Source organism: Aquimarina spinulae (assembly GCF_943373825.1).
GTDB classification, from domain to species: domain Bacteria; phylum Bacteroidota; class Bacteroidia; order Flavobacteriales; family Flavobacteriaceae; genus Aquimarina; species Aquimarina spinulae.
The window spans coordinates 2,693,276-2,711,569 of the sequence record NZ_CALSBP010000002.1 but is presented as its reverse complement, the minus strand read 5'-3'; the positions used below and the strand labels follow the sequence as shown (position 1 = coordinate 2,711,569).

The following is an 18,294-nucleotide window of genomic DNA, read 5'->3' as shown; positions in this document are numbered from 1 at the left end:
TTTTTAAACTTTCAAAATAATATAATTATGAAACCACAAGAAATGAAAATTTATTTAAGCATATTCTTTATTGCTATATTTTTATTTACAAGTTGTAGTAAAGAAGACACGATTACTTCCTCCGAGGAGATCGGAACCGAATTAAATTTTGAGTATTACAAAATTGACTTGAGCAAACCATATACCGATTTATCAAAAGATGATCGATTTAAAAACCTGACTTCAGAACAAATTCTTGCTATTCTAGAATATTATTCTCCTGGTAACACTATAACATCAAAACAAAACTGTGATAATTGTGTTGCTCATGTAATGATTAAAGGTAACGAAAATGGAGTTACTCTTATGCCCGAATGGATAATCTGTGACAATGTAGGAAAACGATACTCTGATACCAGTTGTTTAAATGGTAAAATGGCACTCATCAATTCAAATCGACCTGTTAAATATTCTGCAGTAATCATGGATATAAATAATGACGGCGATACATTTGATGAACCTGGTCATGTAGGGTTTGTAAAAAAAGTTGTTTATTATACAAGCAATCATTACATGATCAAAGTGAATCACGGCAACTGGCCATCAGGTAAATGCTCTGAAGGATGGATCGACGGTAGTGATTCGAGAATAAAAGGATATCAAAACCCATATCAAAACCTCTGTAACAATCTCCCTTTTTATTATTGTCAGTAAAACCATAATATCCTACTCAAGATACGGTTTTGACAAAACCGTATCTTGAGTAGCTTACGAACCAAAATGTGCTTCGAGTTCTTTTAGAGTCTCTTCAGATGTTGAAAGATCCTTTACTACTTCTCCTTTATCCAGCACTACAATTCGCTCGCATACTTCGGTAACATGCATTAGGTCATGACTAGATACCAAAACGGTGATATTTGGATCTGTAGATAGTTCTTTAATTATTTTTTTTAAGCGAATTTGTGTCGTTGGATCCAAATTCGCAAAAGGCTCATCTAGAACAATTACTTCTGGATTACCAATAAGTGCCGCAACAATACCCGCCTTTTTCTGGTTTCCTTTAGAGAGATCTCTTAAATATTTTTTTTGCCCCAAAATCTCACCATGAAAAAAGTCTTCAAAACCAGATAATAATGCATCTACATCGGCTTTATTTTGCCCACGAAGTTCTCCTATAAAATAAAAATACTCTTCTGCAGTAAGGTATCCTATCAAGAACGTCTCATCAATAAATGCTGAAGTAACCGATTTCCATTCTTCACTTTCACTAACTTTAATTCCTTTATTTTCGATATATCCCGTTGTAGGTTGAATAAGATCTAATATCGCACTAAATAAAGTTGTTTTTCCTGCTCCGTTATTACCCACCAGGCCAAAACTCTTTCCTTTCTGTATTTCTAGAGATTCAATATTAAGTACGGTATTTCCGGTATATGTTTTAGTTAGGTTATGTACTGATATCATATTTCTTATTTTTTTTGTTTGTATGCCCAGATCGTTTTATACTTCTCTGTTCTATAAATACTTTCTATTTTATTAAAAACTGCATCTTTAAATGCAAACCCCGCAATGCCTGCAACAGTTACAAGAGCATATCCCGCATAAGGACTATATGCATAATGACCTATTGCATATAATATCATAGGTAAAACCATTTTAGGCAATGATAATAGTAAGGTCTTAGCATTAAAGGCTTGCTTATCTCCGAATGCATTTTTATTACTGGTTAAATCAATAGGTGTTTTTACATAAGCTCCTGCCCATAATACTACATGAGAATTCACTCCTATATTATAGATTGCTCCAACTATTATAGCGAGATATACTTCCCATCCATAATACAAATATCCAGATGCTAATACTGTAGAGATTAATGTTGCAATTACCATCAACCACCATTTAGAAGATAAATACTCTTTATAGCGAATATTTTGACTCATCATTAATGGGTAATACGAACTATCCCAACTCGGTACGAACTGTCCAAAGCTTAATAGAAATCCACCAGTAACAAAAATGGCAGCAAAAATTCTCCAAACGGGTCCGTCATATGTCTTTACAGCTCCTGTGAAAAACAACAATCCGTAAAATAAGAATAGAATACTCACCAAAACTGTGGACCTGGCTCGCTTATTTCTTTTTATGAGTTTTATATCATTCTTAAGAAAGGTTGCGGTCTTACCAAATCGATCTAACCACTCGAGGTTTTCTGTTTTTACATTTTTGGTTTTAGTAGCTAATCCAGCATCCAGATACAGGTCGGTTACAAAGGATCGAAACGATATCGTTATTAAAAACAACAAGATCGCTATAGGAATCAATACCAAAAAAGGAATCTCATATAATCCTTTAAAAAATGGAGCTGTATATGTCGTAATATCAAAATATTCAAAATAATGTAATCCTCCTAGAATTGCCAAAACACCTCCTATGATAAATATAAGATTGTCTTTTTTGTTTAAAATGATATTTAGGAAATTGTTACTGTAAATTAATGCAGTCAATCCAATATTCCATAATAACACGTCAGATACTGGATATTCATTTCCAATTAATACAATAGAAAATGGAATAAAAAAGAAAGCATGAATAATATTAAAAAATGAAAATACTGTTTTCCCAAAAGCAAAAGAAACTATTTTTCTTTTTTTGAAAGGGAGAATTAGTAATGGTTTAATATTAATAACCGGCATTTTTTGCAATGCATATCGAAACAGCAAATCAAAGACTAGCCAATATATCAAAAACCTGTTTATGGTTTCTAGAGGGTCGAGATTTAACTCTTCTTTAATTAAAAAAAAGGCATAAATTCCTCCCGAAGCCATCATTACAATAACCCAAAGTGCCCAAAATCCCATAAAGAACTTCATAAATAATCCAGAGGTTAAAGAAGCTGATCGCCAAAAAGATTTCCATTGTAAATTGATGAAGCGAGTAAACATAGTTAAGATGTATTTAACTATTTAGTAATCAAAAACGAGATTTTGTTACAAAAAATAATTAAGAACTGCTTAAATTTTTTCGTAAAGGCTATCTTCTCTGGTTGCATTTACTATTTTTGTCACAAATTTAAAAAATGAGATTCCGATATAGTATCGGGCTCATACAACTATCTACTTTGAATTCTCCTTAATACTGAAGTTTTCAAATTAGGTTTTTTAGTACAATACAATGTCAGATTTTCATAAATTACCCATACAACATATTACTCGAGAAACTCCCTTGGCAGTTTCTATAACATTCGAAGTACCAACAACATTACAGAGTGCCTATTCTTTTATTCCAGGTCAATATATTACTATCAAAACCGAAGTAGAAGGAAAAGAAGTGCGTAGAGCATATTCTATTTGTAGTTCTCCAAAAAGTAATATTCTTAAAGTGACTGTTAAAGAAATACCCGGAGGTACATTTTCGGTTATTGCGAATAACAAATTAAAAGAGGGCGATGTGCTCGAAGTTCATACTCCCGAAGGCAATTTCTCAATTACTCCTAATACCCAGGCAAATAATTCTTATGCTGCTTTTGCAGCAGGTAGTGGTATTACTCCCGTAATGAGTATGATCAAAGCAGTTCTTGAAGAAGAGCCCAATAGTCGTTTTGTTTTGGTATACGGAAATAAGACTCCAGAAGAGACTATTTTTCATAAAGAATTATTAGAATTACAAGCAAAATATTCTGATCGTCTATTTATAGAATTTATTTATAGTAGAAGTCAGGAAGATAACGCACACTTCGGAAGAATAGAAAAGTCGACTGTAAATTATGTAGTAAAAAATAAATTTAAAGATATTTCTTTTACTTCATTTTATCTATGTGGTCCCGAAGAAATGATCAATACGGTAACTTCAATTTTACAAGACAACGGCATTACTAAAGACAACATCCATTTTGAACTCTTTACCAGTAGTGCTTCTGCAACAGAAATAGATACTAATCTTGAAGGAAAATCTAATATTAAAGTATTGGTAGATGATGAAGAGTTTAATTTTGTTATGGATCAGAAAAAAACAATTCTTGATGCAGCATTAGACCAGGATATCGATGCTCCTTATTCCTGCCAGGGAGGAGTGTGTAGTTCTTGTATTTGCAAAATCACTGAAGGTAATGCAGTAATGGAAAAGAATAGCATTCTTACCGATGGAGAAATAGAAGAAGGGCTCGTTCTGGCTTGCCAGGCACACCCAACCTCTGCTTCGATTACTGTTGATTTTGATGATGTTTGATTTTTGAGGATTAGCTTTATCTGTTAAAAATACATTTCAGCTTTGCTGAAATGTATGATAAGTTTATAATTTATTAATCCTTTCTACGACAGTTTCTGGTTTTATGGTATGCATCACTTTTTCATAACCGGGAGGTACTTTATTACCATAAATTGAAGTTGGAATCTGGTCATATTTTGCCAAATTTGGTAAAACAGCACGTTCCATAGGTTGCTCAAAAGGCATAAAACCGGTAAACGGATGCGTTACTCCCCATAGTGTAATTGTTGGCACTCCGTACATTGCTGCTAAATGTGCATTACCACTATCCATTGATACCATAGCATCTAAATTACCTATAAGTTTTAGCTCATCTTCAAAAGATAGTTTCCCTACGATATTTGTTATATTCTTATACTTACTTTCTATATTATTTAGGATATCCAGTTCTCGTTTGCCTCCTCCGAAGAGGAAAATTTCATACCCATCTTCTTTGTTCAAGGTCTCGATTACCTCAATCATTAATGCTAGTGGGTAGGTTTTACTTTCATATTGTGCAAATGGTGCAATCCCTAACCATTTTTTGGTCGAATTTTGAGTTATGGAAAGAATTTCAGGTGTTAACGGTTGTTTTTTTGGGAACTTATGAGTTGTAAGATCAATAGGATATCCTAATGCAGAAAAAACATCAGCATATCGCTGGTGTGTTGTTTTTAATTGTTTAAATACCTTATTTTTTGATCGAGTCAATGCTTTTTTCTCTGTACGACCTTTATCTACCTGAACCGTTTTTATCCCTCGTAATGAGAATAGGGTTTTAAGCACATTAGAGCGTAATACATTATGCATATCGGCAACAGCATCTATATTTTGTTTACGCAATTCATTGGATAATCGCGTAAGACCCATAAAGCCTTTATGTTTATTATTTACATCTGCATGATATACCTCTAAATTTTCAATATCAGAAAATATGGGTTCAAAGAATTTTCGGGTAAGTACTGTTAGTTTTACATCGGGATAGGTAGCTCTAAAAACTCTTAAAACAGGAACCGTCATTGCTATATCACCCATAGCAGAGAGACGAATCACCAGAACGTTCGTTTCAGACTCTTTAGATTTCTTTAGATTACTTCCCCCCACGTAATACCGGGTTTAATTCATCATCATTGTACATTTTCATTTGCTTATATACTTTCATGTATTTATCCCCATTTTCGATATCATTCAACAATGTATCAATAGCGGTAGACAAGTCTACTTGTTGCTCTAGTAAGACATTCAATTTGTTTTGGCATGCTGCTTTATGAGTATCTGTGGCCCCTTCTCGAATCGTTTCTACATGCATATGATATACTTTTAATGCCAAAATAGACAGTCTATCTACTCCCCATGCAGGACTTTCTGTATTAATGGTAGCATTTGTCTTTGGTGTTATCTCTTTGAACAATTCTAAAAAATAACTATCAATATATTCTACCATATCTGTTCGATCCTGATTAGAGGAATCAATCTGTCGTTTTAGCTTTAAGGCAGCAATTGGATCAATTTCGGGATCTCGTATGATATCTTCATAGTGCCATTGTACGGTATCAATCCAACATTTTCGATATAGCAAATGCTCTATTGCCTGTGATTTACTATCATATGGATTTGAAAACTCTTGATCAACACTATCGATCACATGGTATTTTTCTATAACTTCTTTAAAAATGGAATTTGCTTTATCGGTAAACATCTGTGCTATTATTTTTCTAAAATTGTAAATATTCTATAAAGTATCTTCATATGTTTTCTATATTGTGTTTTATGAGCATCGAATTACTCGCAATTTGTTGTTATAGCCAATTCTTCAAAAATCAGTTTTAACTGTATTAATTCACAATATACAGAACAATCATATGTACGCAACCTTATTTTTTCGGCAGGTACAAAGGTATTATATTTTGTAATAGTATTTAGCATATGATAATTCAATCTACCTCAACAAAAATTACATGGTTGAGTTTAGGTATAATATGTTTCTTTTTAACAAGGATTGTAATGCGCTATCAGCTCTTATCATATAGTATTTAGAACAACAATACTGTAAACGGAATCAAGATGAATACCCAAATATTAATTTCTTTAGCAAATTGATGATAATTCATTTCGAGATATGTAGTACCGATAAGGGAAAGAGGTGTTGCTATAAAAAATAGCTCAGAAGTATCCTTTTTTGGTGCAATGGCTGCTACTACAATCGCCATAATCAAATAGATAATAACAACTCGCAATATAGGTTTTGTATTCGCTGTTTTTCTACCAAATTTAATAAGGTATATTGAGAAAAAGAATACAATACAAATCGATATTATCCCTACAGAGAAAAGATGTTCTTTTATAAAGTAATTCTGAAATGAAAACGATATAGGGTCAATATAGGTTTCAATTGCAAAAAACGAATCATAAAACAGTAGTGTAAAACAATTCGCAAATACATAAATCATACTAATTCCAATAAAAGGAATAATCCAGTTTCTATAGTTTTGGGGGTCGAAAAAAAGTATCCCTAAAAAAACCAAAAAAATAAATCCAATACTCCAAAAATAAGCTAATGAGGCTAAGCCGATAAAGATTGATGCATTAAAAATTTTGGCTTTAATATGTTTTTCATTTCGCAAATGCAAGATATTTTGCAGTGCCAGTAATACAAATACATTTGATAATAAAATAGAAAAACTGGTTAGTGAACTAGGTAAAATTGCAGTAAGAAAAGCATACAAAAGTATTGTAAATGTACCTTTATTGGTAAGGTCATTTTTTTGCGCCACAAAATTAAGAGCTAACATTGGTAAAATATACAAAAAAATACTAGCTGCTGTTAGTAAAATATGGCTGCTTTCGGCCTCAAAACCCTTTCTATAATGGGCAATACCAAATAGTATAGCCATATACAATGCCACAGCAATATAATTAATGGGTTTTGATTTACTAAAAAAGCTTGATAACACTACTATTTTTTATATTTTTGCACCAGACAATAGTATCATATTGTCTTTAGGTATTATTGAACTAATTTATAAAAAGTTTTTAGTTTACCGCTTTAGACTTTTTACAAAGAAAATATAGAACAAGTTATGAAAGATTTTTTTGAAGTGATAGAATCACTTTTTGTAGATATATTATTTATTCCTTTTGATTGGTTTAGAGCATTAGAATTAGAGAACTGGTTTGGTGCTAATATGCTTAATTGGGCATTTATGTTTATTGGTTTTGCTGCTTTTATATATTGGATGAAGGAATTAAAGAAATTTAATGACAATAATGAGGAGAATAGAGACCCTACAGCTCATTCTTTTTTAAACTAAAACCTCGCTTGATCAAGAAGTAATTCTTGAAGTTACGGGTGTTATAAATATCAAAAAAGGCATTTAATTTATATATAAATTAAATGCCTTTTTTGATTATTCTGTATATAGGAGGCGTTATAAATCGAATCCTAGGTCTTTTCTATAATAGATCTTATCAAAATTAAGTTTTTCTATGCTTTGATACGATGTTTTAATGGCCTTTCTAAAATCTTCATCCAATGATGTTATAGCCATTACTCTCCCCCCACTAGTAACTACTTTATCACCCTCTAGAGATGTACCTGCATGAAAAACAATAGAGTCTGTAATCGTATCTATACCAGTAATCTCTTTTCCTTTTTCATAAGCTTCTGGATACCCTCCAGAAACAGTTACTATAGCAGCAGCACTTCGCTTATCTAATTCGAGATTGATCTTATCTAGCGATTGATCCCCGACATGCTGAAACAGTTGTACTAAATCTGTCTTTACTCTAGGTAAGACTGCCTCGGTTTCTGGGTCGCCCATACGCACATTATATTCGATTACTTTTGGATCATCCCCTACTTTAATAAGTCCTATAAAAATAAAACCTTTGTAATCTATATTTTCTTTTTCTAATCCTTGTACAGTTGGTTTAATAATGCGCTCTTCGATTTTAGCCATAAATGTATCATCTACAAAAGGAACTGGTGAGATAGCTCCCATACCTCCTGTATTTAACCCTGTATCTCCTTCTCCAATACGTTTGTAGTCTTTGGCCGTTGGTAAGGTTAAATAATTTTTACCATCTGTAAGTACAAAAACACTAAGTTCTATCCCATCAAGAAATTCTTCGATCACAACTTTCTCACTCGCTGCACCAAATTTTTTGTTGGTTAACATGTTTTCAAGTTCAGCTTTTGCCTCATCTATGTCCTGAAGAATTAATACACCTTTTCCTGCTGCCAAACCATCTGCTTTTAACACGTAGGGTGCCTGTAAAGTTTCTAAAAATTGCTTCCCATCATCAACAGTAGCAGCAGTAAAACTTTGATAAGCTGCTGTAGGTATATTGTGCCTAATTAAAAACTCTTTGGCATATTCTTTACTTCCTTCTAATTGTGCTCCTTCTTTTGATGGACCAATCACTACAACATTTTTCAATTGGCTATCTTCAGCAAAATAATCACTTATTCCTCTTACCAATGGATCTTCTGGGCCAACTACAACCATTTCAATGTTCTCCTGTAACACTAAGTCTTTGATCGCAGGAAAATCTGTAACTGCAATAGCTACATTAGTAGCTATACCAGCCGTTCCTGCATTACCAGGTGCAACAAATAAGGCGTCGCAAATCGAACTTTGTACAATTTTATAAGCAAATGTATGTTCTCTACCTCCTGATCCGAGTACTAAAATATTCATGATGTATTATGGCTTGTTTTTATGGGCCCAAAAATAGTTTATTCGTAGTTGTATAGCTAATTCTTTCTAGATAAAAACTCATGATTTTTTTATGTGCTTCTCAAATTAAAACGATCTTGCATCCAAATAATGAGATACTGTGATATCCTATTTTAATTTTATTCACTACTATCATTGCGAATAATTCTACTACTTAAAATACTTCTCTTTTTTAAAAGCAAAGGAGTAACAATAGAGAAGAATACAATACCATTAAATCGAACTAACATAGATTCGAATATTAATGATATAAAAAGGATCAAAAAGACTGAAAATTCATTTCTACTTCTTTTCATACGTATTGCCAATATGACAAAAATACACACTAAAACCCCAAACCCAATAATACCTGTTTGTAAATACGTTTGTAGAAACTGATTGTGTGCATTATACTTGCTTTTGTAATTAAGAATGTAATTTAACTCCTTATATTTTTGAACCAAAACATCATTTGCATCTCCAACTCCATAACCAAATACAGGAGCATCTTTAATCAATTTGATACTGGCATCCCATGCCAACAGTCTTGATTTTTCTGATGCCGTGGCATCATAATATTCTCTTACATTACTAAAATCTTTTATTCTGGAATAAAAATCAAATACCCTTGGGTTATTTAAAAACAGTAACAGTCCCATCAAAAAAATAATGGTCATGGTATATTTTTTTTGTTTATCAGTAATATCAAAAATCAATAATATCGACATTACAAACAAAATAAGGTAGGCCGCGATTGAAGCCAATAAAAAAAGATACAGAAATAGAAGAATAACTACTGCTAGCTGTATTCGAGATTTCAACTTGTTTTTAAGATAATAACTTAATACCAGTAATATGTATATAGAAATATAATTAGCATTAACAGATCTAGAAAATAGAGATCCTACAAAAAAGTAATGCCAATTTTTCACAACCCCCTCTATAAACACAAGAATTTCTATGCTTTCTCTTTCATCAATAATATGCCATGTTAAGCTATTACCTGCCTTAAAAACATTAATGAAAAATGAGACAATTAGCCCCATAAGTAAAAAGTCAAATAGTTTTTTTACCGTAGCAGCATCTTCCTTAACAAATAGAAAAATTAAAGGAAATAACAATAATGAAAGGGATCGTTGTACCAAATCGAATCCACTGATCAAATTATCAGTATAAATCAACCCCAAAGACATCACAATAAAATATAATGGAAAAAGCAATAATGATTTATCCAGAACAAACTTTTTTTCGGTTCTAAACATCATACCGATCCCAAAAATGATCGAAATTATAAAAAATGGAGTTGGGAGATTGATACCTAATGGTAATAAAAAAAAGGCAATATACAAGCTGTTCCAAAAGATCATTACGACCCAATGATCTTCTTTATAAAACATGTTGGTAGCCTGGGTTATTATGTTAACTAGTTGCACTTTTTATAAGATGTATTATGAGGTAGTTAACGATTTTTTTGAATTTGTATTATCGTATTTAGTATATACTTAAACAATATACCTACCATAATTATACGCTAATAAACATTTTCTCTTTTGATATTAGTATTTTTTAATGTACAAAATAAATTTTCTTTTTATACAGCGCAAGTTAGTATGCTTTTTCTTCTCCTCTAATCGCATTTATTGCAGTAAGAATAGTAATCTTAATATCTAAAAGCAATGACCAGTTTTCTACATAAAAAATATCATATTTTACCCTGTTAACGATATCCTTGTTCGTTTCTATTTCACCTCTAAAACCACTAACCTGAGCTAGCCCTGTAATTCCTGGCTTTACAAAATGGCGAACCATAAACTTATCTACTCGTTTTGCAAATTCTTCATTATGTTTTACCATATGTGGTCTTGGTCCAACTACAGACATATCACCTTTAAGCACATTAAGAAATTGCGGTAATTCATCGATACTGGTTCTTCTAATAAATTTTCCCACCTTCGTAACCCTAGCATCACCTTTGGTTGCCTGATTAGCACTCGTGCTTGGTTTCATCGATCTATATTTATAACAATAAAACTCTCTATAATCCAATCCATTACGACGTTGTTTAAAAAATACCGGGCCTTTGGATTCTAATTGAATGAGAAATGCAATTAAAGGTGTTAACCATGAAAGGATTCCTATTAGAACAAATAAGGATAATAAGATATCAAAAGTTCTTTTTGTAAACTTGTTTATCGAATCATCCAATGGTATATCACGAAATGACAATACAGGAATATAGCCATAGTAATCAAAAATCAATTTTTTGGTAAAAATATCTTTATTGTCCGGGATAAATTTTAAGATTTTTAAGTTATTCTCTGTAAAATTAACGACATTCCGTAATTGGCTATTTGATAATTCTGCAATAGAACAATATACCTCATCGATTTCGTTCTCTACGATATAATAAAAACACTCTTCTAGATCAAAATCTTCTTTATTAACACAGAATTTTTTTTGAAACTTATACCCAAAATCAGGTTTCTCTTTAAAAAATTTAATTAATTGATTTGTCTTTTTATTATCCCCAATAACAACAATTCGTCTAATATTTCCTCCAAATATCTCTCTGTACTTTGATAATAAAAAAAGTAAAACAAACTTAAAAAAAGTAACTAATCCAATTGTAGCAATAAAGTACTTACCCATCTCTAATCTACTAATATTTGGCTGTTTAAAAAACCCTATAAAAGCATAAAGGATAAGTGCAAAAATTAAAAATTGCCGAATTAAAGAAGCAATAATATGAACTAATTTCGAAAATCGCTTTATGTCATAAAACTTATTCTTACTGGAAAGGATAATCCATAAAACTGAAATATAGGCTGAAAATAAAAGGTTTTGATCAATATTTGTTTGAAACAATAAGGTGGTAAGATTTAAAATAAATAAATCTACCAAACAGAAAAGTGGTTTTATGTATACTGAATATCTACCGATCCTACTTTTCATAAAGTACTAAATTATTTTTTTAAAAAATCTCTATGTTCACTCTTTTGAAGCTCTTCTTCAGAAAACCCTCTAAAATAATCCAAAGTTAATTTCATTCCTTCTGATCTACTTATTTTTGGTTGCCAATCCAAAATTTCTTTTGCTTTACCAATATCCGGTTGTCGTTGCAACGGATCATCGATTGGTAGTGGTTTATAAATTACTTTTTGGTGTGTCTTGGTAAGTTTTACAATTTCTTCGGCAAAATCTTTGATTTTAATCTCATCAGGGTTACCTATATTTATGGGATATACATAATCACTAAAAAGTAACCTATAAATTCCTTCTACCAAATCATCTACATAGCAAAAAGATCGGGTTTGTAATCCATTGCCAAATATAGTTAAATCTTCACCTCTTAACGCTTGTCCGATAAATGCCGGTACTACCCGACCATCATTTAATCGCATTCTTGGGCCATAGGTGTTAAAGATACGGGCAATTCTTGTCTCTAAACCGTGATAGGTATGATATGCCATTGTGATTGACTCCTGAAAACGTTTTGCTTCGTCGTAGACACCCCTAGGTCCAATAGCATTAACATTACCATAATAATCTTCACTTTGTGGATGCACTAAAGGATCACCATAAACCTCGCTAGTTGATGCAATAAGAATTCTAGCATTTTTTTCTTTTGCAAGACCTAAAAGATTATGCGTGCCTAAAGACCCTACTTTTAATGTTTGAATAGGAATCTTAAGGTAATCTATAGGACTTGCAGGAGATGCAAAGTGTAATATATAATCTAATGCACCAGGAACATGAACAAATTTGGTCACATCATGGTGATAGAACTCAAAATGTTTTAGCTTAAACAGGTGTTCAATATTTTTTAAGGTACCTGTGATTAGGTTATCCATACCAATCACATGAAAACCTTCTTTAATAAACCGATCACAGAGATGAGACCCCAAAAAACCAGCTGCTCCTGTAATTAAAACTTTTTGCATAGCTATAATTTAATATCTTTTCTCCCTATAGAAAAATAGGAAATCTCTTCTTTTTCTATATCAACAATATCATAAAGATTTCTTCCGTCAAAAATTAAAGGAATCTTTAATCCTTCTTTTATTTTATTGAAATCCGGAGTTCTAAAAATACTCCATTCTGTACAAATAATTAGTGCATCTGCATTCTGAACCGCTTCATACATAGTAGTAACCAAGTCAATCTTATCTCCATATCTATGGGCTACATTTTTCATTGCCTCTGGATCAAATGCTTTAATCTTTACTCCTTCTTTTAGCAATTCATCAATCAGATATAATGCGGGAGCTTCTCTAATATCATCTGTCTCTGGCTTAAAAGCTAATCCCCATATTGCAAATGTTTTGTTAGACAGATCATTATTAAAATATGCATTGATCTTTGGTAATAACGCAATTTTCTGACTATCATTTACTCTAATTACTGCATCCAGAATTTTAAAATCATATTGCGAATTTTTACCTGATTTATGAAGCGCTTTTACATCTTTTGGAAAGCAAGAACCTCCATATCCTATACCTGGAAATAAAAAACGTTTTCCAATCCTAGAATCTGTTCCTATTCCTATTCGTACTTTATCAATATCTGCACCAACTTTTTCGCAATAATTTGCAATTTCATTCATAAATGTAATCTTGGTTGCCAGAAAAGAATTTGCTGCATATTTAGTAAGTTCTGCAGATTTTTCATCCATCACAATTATAGGATTACCGGATCGTACGAAAGGCTTGTATAATTTTTTCATAACCTCTATTGCTCTATCAGAGCTTGACCCCACAACAATTCGTTCTGGTTTTAAAAAATCATCTACTGCAAAACCTTCTCTTAGAAACTCAGGATTTGAAACTACATCAAAATCACATGTTGCATACTTTGCAATAGTATCTCGAACTTTTTCTGCTGTCCCAACCGGAACAGTACTCTTATCTACTATTACCTTATACTCATTGAGTAACTGCCCTATATTTTCTGCAACACCAATAATATATGATAAGTCAGCAGAACCATCTTCTTCTTCTGGAGTGGGTAATGCTAAAAAAATAATCTCGCCGTGTTCTAAGCCTTCCTTAAGAGAAGTAGTAAACTTTAGTCTTCCTGCTTTTATATTTCTATCAAACAATATGTCCAGATGTGGTTCATAGATAGGAACCTCACCCTTACTCAATTTTTGAACCTTGCTCTCGTCTATATCAATGCATATAACTTCATTTCCGGTCTCGGCAAGACATGTTCCTGTTACTAATCCCACATACCCAGAGCCTATTACTGCTATTTTCATGCTTTTATTATTTGCTCTTTTACATTACTATGAAAAATACATCTTTTCTAACGTCTTTTTTAAAGAATATTCATTAGAAAAATCATCAATAATGCTATGTAACTTTTGTGTAGACCCTTTTAAGCTTTTAATTTCATTCTTACGAACAAACTTTGGGTTAATTTTAGTTTTAATTTTATGATTGGTAATTTCTTCCATATAAGACAAAATCTGTTCAATACTATTCGTTTTAGAAGAACAGACATTAAGTATTTCTGATTTGCTATTGCTTAATAAGAGTTGATAATAGCAATTTATCAAATAATCGATATCATTAAATTCTCTAAAAACATTAATATTCCCTAATTCAATTTCAGAAGATTTATCCTTATAGTGTTTTATTATTTTTGGTATTAAAAAAATTTCTGTTTGACCAACTCCTGTATAATTAAAAGGTCTTACAACCAGAATATTAAGTTTTGAGAAGTAGTTCTTAACCATGTTTTCCATCGCTAATTTACTATTGCCATAATGGTTAATAGGTTGGGGACACATATCTTCAGAAAGTATGTTTCCTATATTACCATAAACGGCAGCACTACTTGCGATAATTATTTTTTCAGGATTTATTTCGCATTCAATTAGTGCTTCAAGAAGGTTTAATGTTCCAAAAACATTCACTCCATACATTTCATTTTGATTATCCCCAGCAACAAAAGATATTGCAGCCGTATGTATTATATAATCTGGCTGTATGTTTTTTAAAATCTCTTCTATTTGTTTCTTTTCTGTGATATCACAAAGAAAGTGATTTGGATTTTTGGATGTTGTGTACGTTGTTCCAAAAACAGTATAGTTTTTCTCCTTATAAAAAGATTCTAAATGTTGGCCGGTAAAACCCGAGATACCTGTTATGAAAATTGTTTTCTTAGAAGGATCCGCCATTTTCATTTCTTTTAATATCACTTTTCACCATCATATCTGCAAGCTCACCTAGAGTTGTTTTTGCTTTCCAGTTCAAATTCTTTTCAGCTTTTGATGCATCTCCTATAAGAAGATCAACTTCTGCTGGTCTGTAAAATTGTGGATTAACCTTTATCAGTGTTTTTCCTGTTTTAGTATTTATACCTATTTCATTTTCATCGCTTCCTTTCCACTCTATATCAATATTAACTGTTTTAAATGATAATGTGACAAAATCTCTAACGGTTTGTGTTTGATTTGTTGCTAAAACATAGGTATCTGCTTCAGGGGCTTGTAGAATTTTATACATTCCTTCAACATATTCTTTTGCATATCCCCAATCTCTTTTTGCATTTAGATTTCCCAATTCTAATATATCTTGTTTATTCAAATGTATTTTTGCAACAGCATCTGTAATTTTTCTTGTCACAAATTCTTTTCCTCTTAACGGAGATTCATGATTAAATAATATACCACTTGCTGCAAATAAATCATAGGATTCCTGATAATTTAAAGTTGCCCAATGCGCAAAAACTTTTGCTACCCCATATGGGCTTCTGGGATGAAAAGGGGTTTCTTCATTTTGTGGTATTGCATGAACTTTTCCAAACATTTCTGAAGTCGAGGCTTGATAAAACTTAATTTTCGGATTAATTGTTCGTATTGCTTCAAGCAGATTTAATACTCCAACCCCCGTAATATTAGCAGTAGCAATAGGTTGTGTAAATGACACCCCAACAAAACTTTGAGCTGCCAGGTTATAGATTTCATCGGGTTCTACATCGGCTATAATTCTATATGCACTAGACAAGTCTATTAAATCATATTCTAACAAATGCAAATTTGGGTGATTTTCTATACCTAGCTCTTCTATTCTCCAAAAGTTAGTAGAGCTAGTTCTTCTATACGTTCCATAAACTTTGTAATCTTTACTTAATAAAAGCTCTGCTAAATATGCTGCATCTTGACCTGTAATTCCTGTTATTATAGCCTTTTTCATTTTCTTCTTTCTTTAATAATTTTATTAAATGTGTCTTCAATATTTTTTCTAAACAATTCTTTATCAAATTTTAGTGCGAAGTTTCTAATCTTCTCTGGGTCAAAAACATCATAATTATCTTCTAGAAAGTTTATTGCACTTAATATGGACTCAACGGTTTGATTTTCGAAATAAACCCCGGTATCATCACTAGTTAACTGTTGGTCTACAAATTTTCCTTTTACTGTTTCTAAAGATCCTCCTTTTCCGAACGCGAGTACTGGTGTTCCGCAGGCCTGAGCTTCGATGGGGATAATACCAAAATCTTCTTCTGCGGCAAAAATAAACGCTTTGGTTCTTTGCATATGATCTTTTAACACTTCAAAATCTTGATATCCAAGAACAGAAACATTATCACCTGCTTTTTCTTTTACCTTTTTAAATTCGGGGCCATCGCCAATAACGACTAGTTTTTTATCCGGTATTTTAGAAAATGCCTCGACAATAAGGTCTATTTTTTTGTAAGGAACAATTCTAGAGGCGGTAAGATAAAAATCTTCTTTTTCCTTTTCTAACGTAAAAGCATCTACATCTACCGGAGGGTAAATAACTTTATAAGACTCTCTGCGATACGTTCTCCAGACTCTTTTTTCTATATACTTAGAGATAGGGATAAATGCATCAACTCTGTTAGATGTGCCCAAATCCCAATTTCTTATATAATGCAATATACTTTTTGCTATAAAAGCTTTAACTCCTTTGGTTAAATTAGCTTCTTTTAAATATTGGTGGTAAAGATCCCAGGCATATCGAATTGGTGAGTATATATAACAGATATGTGTTTGATTTGCATTAGTAATTACACCTTTTGCTACAGCATGAGAAGATGAAATAATTAAATCATACTCTGATAAGTCAAATTGTTCTACTGCAAACGGGAACAAAGGAAGATAATTTTTCCATTTGGTTTTGGCTTTTGGTAGTTTCTGAATAAACGAATTATTAACTCTATTAGGGTCTATTCCTAACTTTTTAATACTCTTATCATCAGAAACAAGAACAAATATATCTGCTTCTGGATAAATCTCTGTAAAAACTTTAAAACAACTTTCGGATCCTGCTATTACAGTTATCCACTCATGTATTATGGCTACTTTCATTAATCAAAATCTTCTGGTGAAATAGATTTCCAATGTTTTAACGCGTTTTTAAAATCGTATTTGAATTGAAAACCATTATCAATTAGATATTGTGGTTTTATGTTTGTAGGAAACCCTGCCTTTTTTACTCTTACAGGGTGGATATCAGATTTTCTCCCGATAATTTTAAACAGTATTTGAACAAAAAAAGCAATAACTGCCAATATCTTAACGGGTAATTTTATTGTGGGTTTTTTAATGTTTAGGTCTTCTTTTGCAATATTAACCATTTCATTTAAAGGAACAACAGGGTTTTCTGCATAATTATAAATTATACATCTTTCATTTTTTTTAATTGTAAACAACATACTTTCTACAAGCCCATACACATAACCATATGCTTTAATTACTTTTCCTCCATCTGGTAAGACAAAAGCTCCCTTTTTAAGTGCTTTAATCATTCTAAAAACATTGCCAGGATCTTTTGGACCAAAAATAACACTAGGTCTTACAATTATAAGTTTTCTTGAATTATCTTCTGCTAACCATTCTTTATGGATTTTCTCTGCAAATCCTTTTGATATACCATAAGCAGTTTCGGGGTATAATGAAGATGATTCTATTCTTTGGTCTAACGATTTTCCGTAAGGGGCAATACTACTAGTAAAAAAAATATTTTTTATTTTGCTTTCTCTGGCAAAATCATTGATGTTTTCTGCCCCTGGGATATTTGTATCAAAATATTCCTGAAACTCATGACCAGGCTCTCTATGTATTGCGGCAAAATTAAATATCCAGCTTTTGTTTAGATCAATATCTGAAAAATCAAGATCAAATTCTATTTTTTTTCTTACATCTGTTGTTATGTAATTAACATTACCTTTTTCTATATACTCATCAAACCCTGTAAGGGTTTTAATGTCTGCAATAATATAATCATCAAATTCATTTTTGTTCAGTAGTTCCCTAAGTAAATGAGTCCCTATATACCCACTACCTCCGAAAATTATTGCGAAAGCCCTCATATATCAATTTAAT

At 31.8% G+C, this 18,294-nt stretch carries 17 protein-coding genes; 3 read left to right on the top strand and 14 right to left on the bottom strand.

Translation table 11 applies throughout. The features are described 5' to 3' along the window. Positions 1-27 precede the first annotated feature (27 nt). Positions 28-693, top strand: a complete 666-nt coding sequence (locus NNH57_RS17395) for a hypothetical protein (protein WP_074405851.1) — start codon at positions 28-30, stop codon at positions 691-693. Positions 694-747: 54 nt separating this feature from the next. Here NNH57_RS17395 and NNH57_RS17390 read toward each other — a convergent pair whose 3' ends face one another. Further along, complete coding sequence (locus NNH57_RS17390; protein WP_108808203.1) at positions 748-1,443, bottom strand: ABC transporter ATP-binding protein; 696 nt, start codon at positions 1,441-1,443, stop codon at positions 748-750. 5 nt (positions 1,444-1,448) lie between these two features. Next, a complete protein-coding gene (locus NNH57_RS17385; RefSeq protein ID WP_108808204.1) occupies positions 1,449-2,921 on the bottom strand; it encodes a DUF5687 family protein in 1,473 nt (490 codons plus the stop codon). Between the two features lie 229 nt (positions 2,922-3,150). On the opposite strand from NNH57_RS17385, the gene NNH57_RS17380 reads away from it, so the two are divergent. Next, positions 3,151-4,203 (top strand): ferredoxin--NADP reductase, encoded by a 1,053-nt coding sequence (locus NNH57_RS17380; RefSeq protein WP_074405854.1) that lies wholly within the window; start codon positions 3,151-3,153, stop codon positions 4,201-4,203. A 63-nt stretch (positions 4,204-4,266) separates the two neighbouring features. On the opposite strand, the gene NNH57_RS17375 is transcribed toward NNH57_RS17380, so the two are convergent. The 3 genes from NNH57_RS17375 to NNH57_RS17365 all read right to left on the bottom strand — a co-directional run bounded on the left by NNH57_RS17375 (position 4,267) and on the right by NNH57_RS17365 (position 7,175). Beyond that, entirely contained in the window at positions 4,267-5,325 is a 1,059-nt protein-coding gene (locus NNH57_RS17375) for a glycosyltransferase family 9 protein (protein WP_328515241.1), read from the bottom strand. After that, complete coding sequence (locus NNH57_RS17370; protein ID WP_074405856.1) at positions 5,312-5,920, bottom strand: DUF4254 domain-containing protein; 609 nt, start codon at positions 5,918-5,920, stop codon at positions 5,312-5,314. Before NNH57_RS17370 ends, NNH57_RS17375 begins: the two co-directional genes overlap by 14 nt. Before the next feature lie 334 nt (positions 5,921-6,254). Then, positions 6,255-7,175 (bottom strand): DUF6427 family protein, encoded by a 921-nt coding sequence (locus tag NNH57_RS17365; RefSeq protein ID WP_132066120.1) that lies wholly within the window; start codon positions 7,173-7,175, stop codon positions 6,255-6,257. A 126-nt stretch (positions 7,176-7,301) separates the two neighbouring features. Between NNH57_RS17365 and NNH57_RS17360 the strand changes: the two genes are divergently transcribed. Next, the gene (locus tag NNH57_RS17360) at positions 7,302-7,532 is read left to right on the top strand and encodes a DUF6341 family protein (RefSeq protein ID WP_074405858.1); all 231 of its coding nucleotides are present in this window, start codon (positions 7,302-7,304) and stop codon (positions 7,530-7,532) included. Between the two features lie 117 nt (positions 7,533-7,649). Here NNH57_RS17360 and purD read toward each other — a convergent pair whose 3' ends face one another. The 9 genes from purD to NNH57_RS17315 form a co-directional block, all read right to left on the bottom strand. Then, the gene (purD, locus tag NNH57_RS17355; protein WP_074405859.1) at positions 7,650-8,921 is read right to left on the bottom strand and encodes a phosphoribosylamine--glycine ligase; all 1,272 of its coding nucleotides are present in this window, start codon (positions 8,919-8,921) and stop codon (positions 7,650-7,652) included. 158 nt (positions 8,922-9,079) lie between these two features. After that, positions 9,080-10,372 (bottom strand): O-antigen ligase family protein, encoded by a 1,293-nt coding sequence (locus NNH57_RS17350; RefSeq protein WP_132066122.1) that lies wholly within the window; start codon positions 10,370-10,372, stop codon positions 9,080-9,082. Between the two features lie 172 nt (positions 10,373-10,544). Continuing rightward, positions 10,545-11,891: an exopolysaccharide biosynthesis polyprenyl glycosylphosphotransferase gene (locus NNH57_RS17345; protein WP_074405861.1), complete on the bottom strand. Its 1,347-nt coding sequence runs from the start codon at positions 11,889-11,891 to the stop codon at positions 10,545-10,547. 11 nt (positions 11,892-11,902) lie between these two features. After that, the gene (locus tag NNH57_RS17340) at positions 11,903-12,880 is read right to left on the bottom strand and encodes a UDP-glucuronic acid decarboxylase family protein (RefSeq protein ID WP_074405862.1); all 978 of its coding nucleotides are present in this window, start codon (positions 12,878-12,880) and stop codon (positions 11,903-11,905) included. 2 nt (positions 12,881-12,882) lie between these two features. After that, on the bottom strand, positions 12,883-14,196 hold the full coding sequence (locus NNH57_RS17335; protein WP_108808207.1) for a UDP-glucose dehydrogenase family protein: 1,314 nt from the start codon (positions 14,194-14,196) through the stop codon (positions 12,883-12,885). A 27-nt stretch (positions 14,197-14,223) separates the two neighbouring features. Continuing rightward, positions 14,224-15,120: a GDP-mannose 4,6-dehydratase gene (locus NNH57_RS17330; protein WP_074406752.1), complete on the bottom strand. Its 897-nt coding sequence runs from the start codon at positions 15,118-15,120 to the stop codon at positions 14,224-14,226. Further along, the gene (gene gmd / locus NNH57_RS17325) at positions 15,104-16,138 is read right to left on the bottom strand and encodes a GDP-mannose 4,6-dehydratase (RefSeq protein ID WP_074405864.1); all 1,035 of its coding nucleotides are present in this window, start codon (positions 16,136-16,138) and stop codon (positions 15,104-15,106) included. Before gmd ends, NNH57_RS17330 begins: the two co-directional genes overlap by 17 nt. After that, positions 16,135-17,277: a glycosyltransferase gene (locus tag NNH57_RS17320; protein WP_108808208.1), complete on the bottom strand. Its 1,143-nt coding sequence runs from the start codon at positions 17,275-17,277 to the stop codon at positions 16,135-16,137. The genes gmd and NNH57_RS17320 overlap by 4 nt, the downstream gene beginning before the upstream one ends. Beyond that, the gene (locus tag NNH57_RS17315; RefSeq protein WP_108808209.1) at positions 17,277-18,281 is read right to left on the bottom strand and encodes an NAD-dependent epimerase/dehydratase family protein; all 1,005 of its coding nucleotides are present in this window, start codon (positions 18,279-18,281) and stop codon (positions 17,277-17,279) included. The genes NNH57_RS17320 and NNH57_RS17315 overlap by 1 nt, the downstream gene beginning before the upstream one ends. Positions 18,282-18,294: the final 13 nt, after the last annotated feature.

Bases quoted from the DNA above. Each gene is read 5' to 3' on its own strand.
- NNH57_RS17370 (WP_074405856.1), bottom strand. From the start codon at position 5,920: ATGTTTACCGATAAAGCAAATTCCATTTTTAAAGAAGTTATAGAAAAA.
- NNH57_RS17385 (WP_108808204.1), bottom strand. From the start codon at position 2,921: ATGTTTACTCGCTTCATCAATTTACAATGGAAATCTTTTTGGCGATCA.
- NNH57_RS17345 (WP_074405861.1), bottom strand. From the start codon at position 11,891: ATGAAAAGTAGGATCGGTAGATATTCAGTATACATAAAACCACTTTTC.
- gmd (WP_074405864.1), bottom strand. From the start codon at position 16,138: ATGAAAAAGGCTATAATAACAGGAATTACAGGTCAAGATGCAGCATAT.
- NNH57_RS17395 (WP_074405851.1), top strand. From the start codon at position 28: ATGAAACCACAAGAAATGAAAATTTATTTAAGCATATTCTTTATTGCT.
- NNH57_RS17390 (WP_108808203.1), bottom strand. From the start codon at position 1,443: ATGATATCAGTACATAACCTAACTAAAACATATACCGGAAATACCGTA.
- purD (WP_074405859.1), bottom strand. From the start codon at position 8,921: ATGAATATTTTAGTACTCGGATCAGGAGGTAGAGAACATACATTTGCT.
- NNH57_RS17315 (WP_108808209.1), bottom strand. From the start codon at position 18,281: ATGAGGGCTTTCGCAATAATTTTCGGAGGTAGTGGGTATATAGGGACT.
- NNH57_RS17320 (WP_108808208.1), bottom strand. From the start codon at position 17,277: ATGAAAGTAGCCATAATACATGAGTGGATAACTGTAATAGCAGGATCC.
- NNH57_RS17360 (WP_074405858.1), top strand. From the start codon at position 7,302: ATGAAAGATTTTTTTGAAGTGATAGAATCACTTTTTGTAGATATATTA.
- NNH57_RS17330 (WP_074406752.1), bottom strand. From the start codon at position 15,120: ATGGCGGATCCTTCTAAGAAAACAATTTTCATAACAGGTATCTCGGGT.
- NNH57_RS17380 (WP_074405854.1), top strand. From the start codon at position 3,151: ATGTCAGATTTTCATAAATTACCCATACAACATATTACTCGAGAAACT.
- NNH57_RS17340 (WP_074405862.1), bottom strand. From the start codon at position 12,880: ATGCAAAAAGTTTTAATTACAGGAGCAGCTGGTTTTTTGGGGTCTCAT.
- NNH57_RS17335 (WP_108808207.1), bottom strand. From the start codon at position 14,196: ATGAAAATAGCAGTAATAGGCTCTGGGTATGTGGGATTAGTAACAGGA.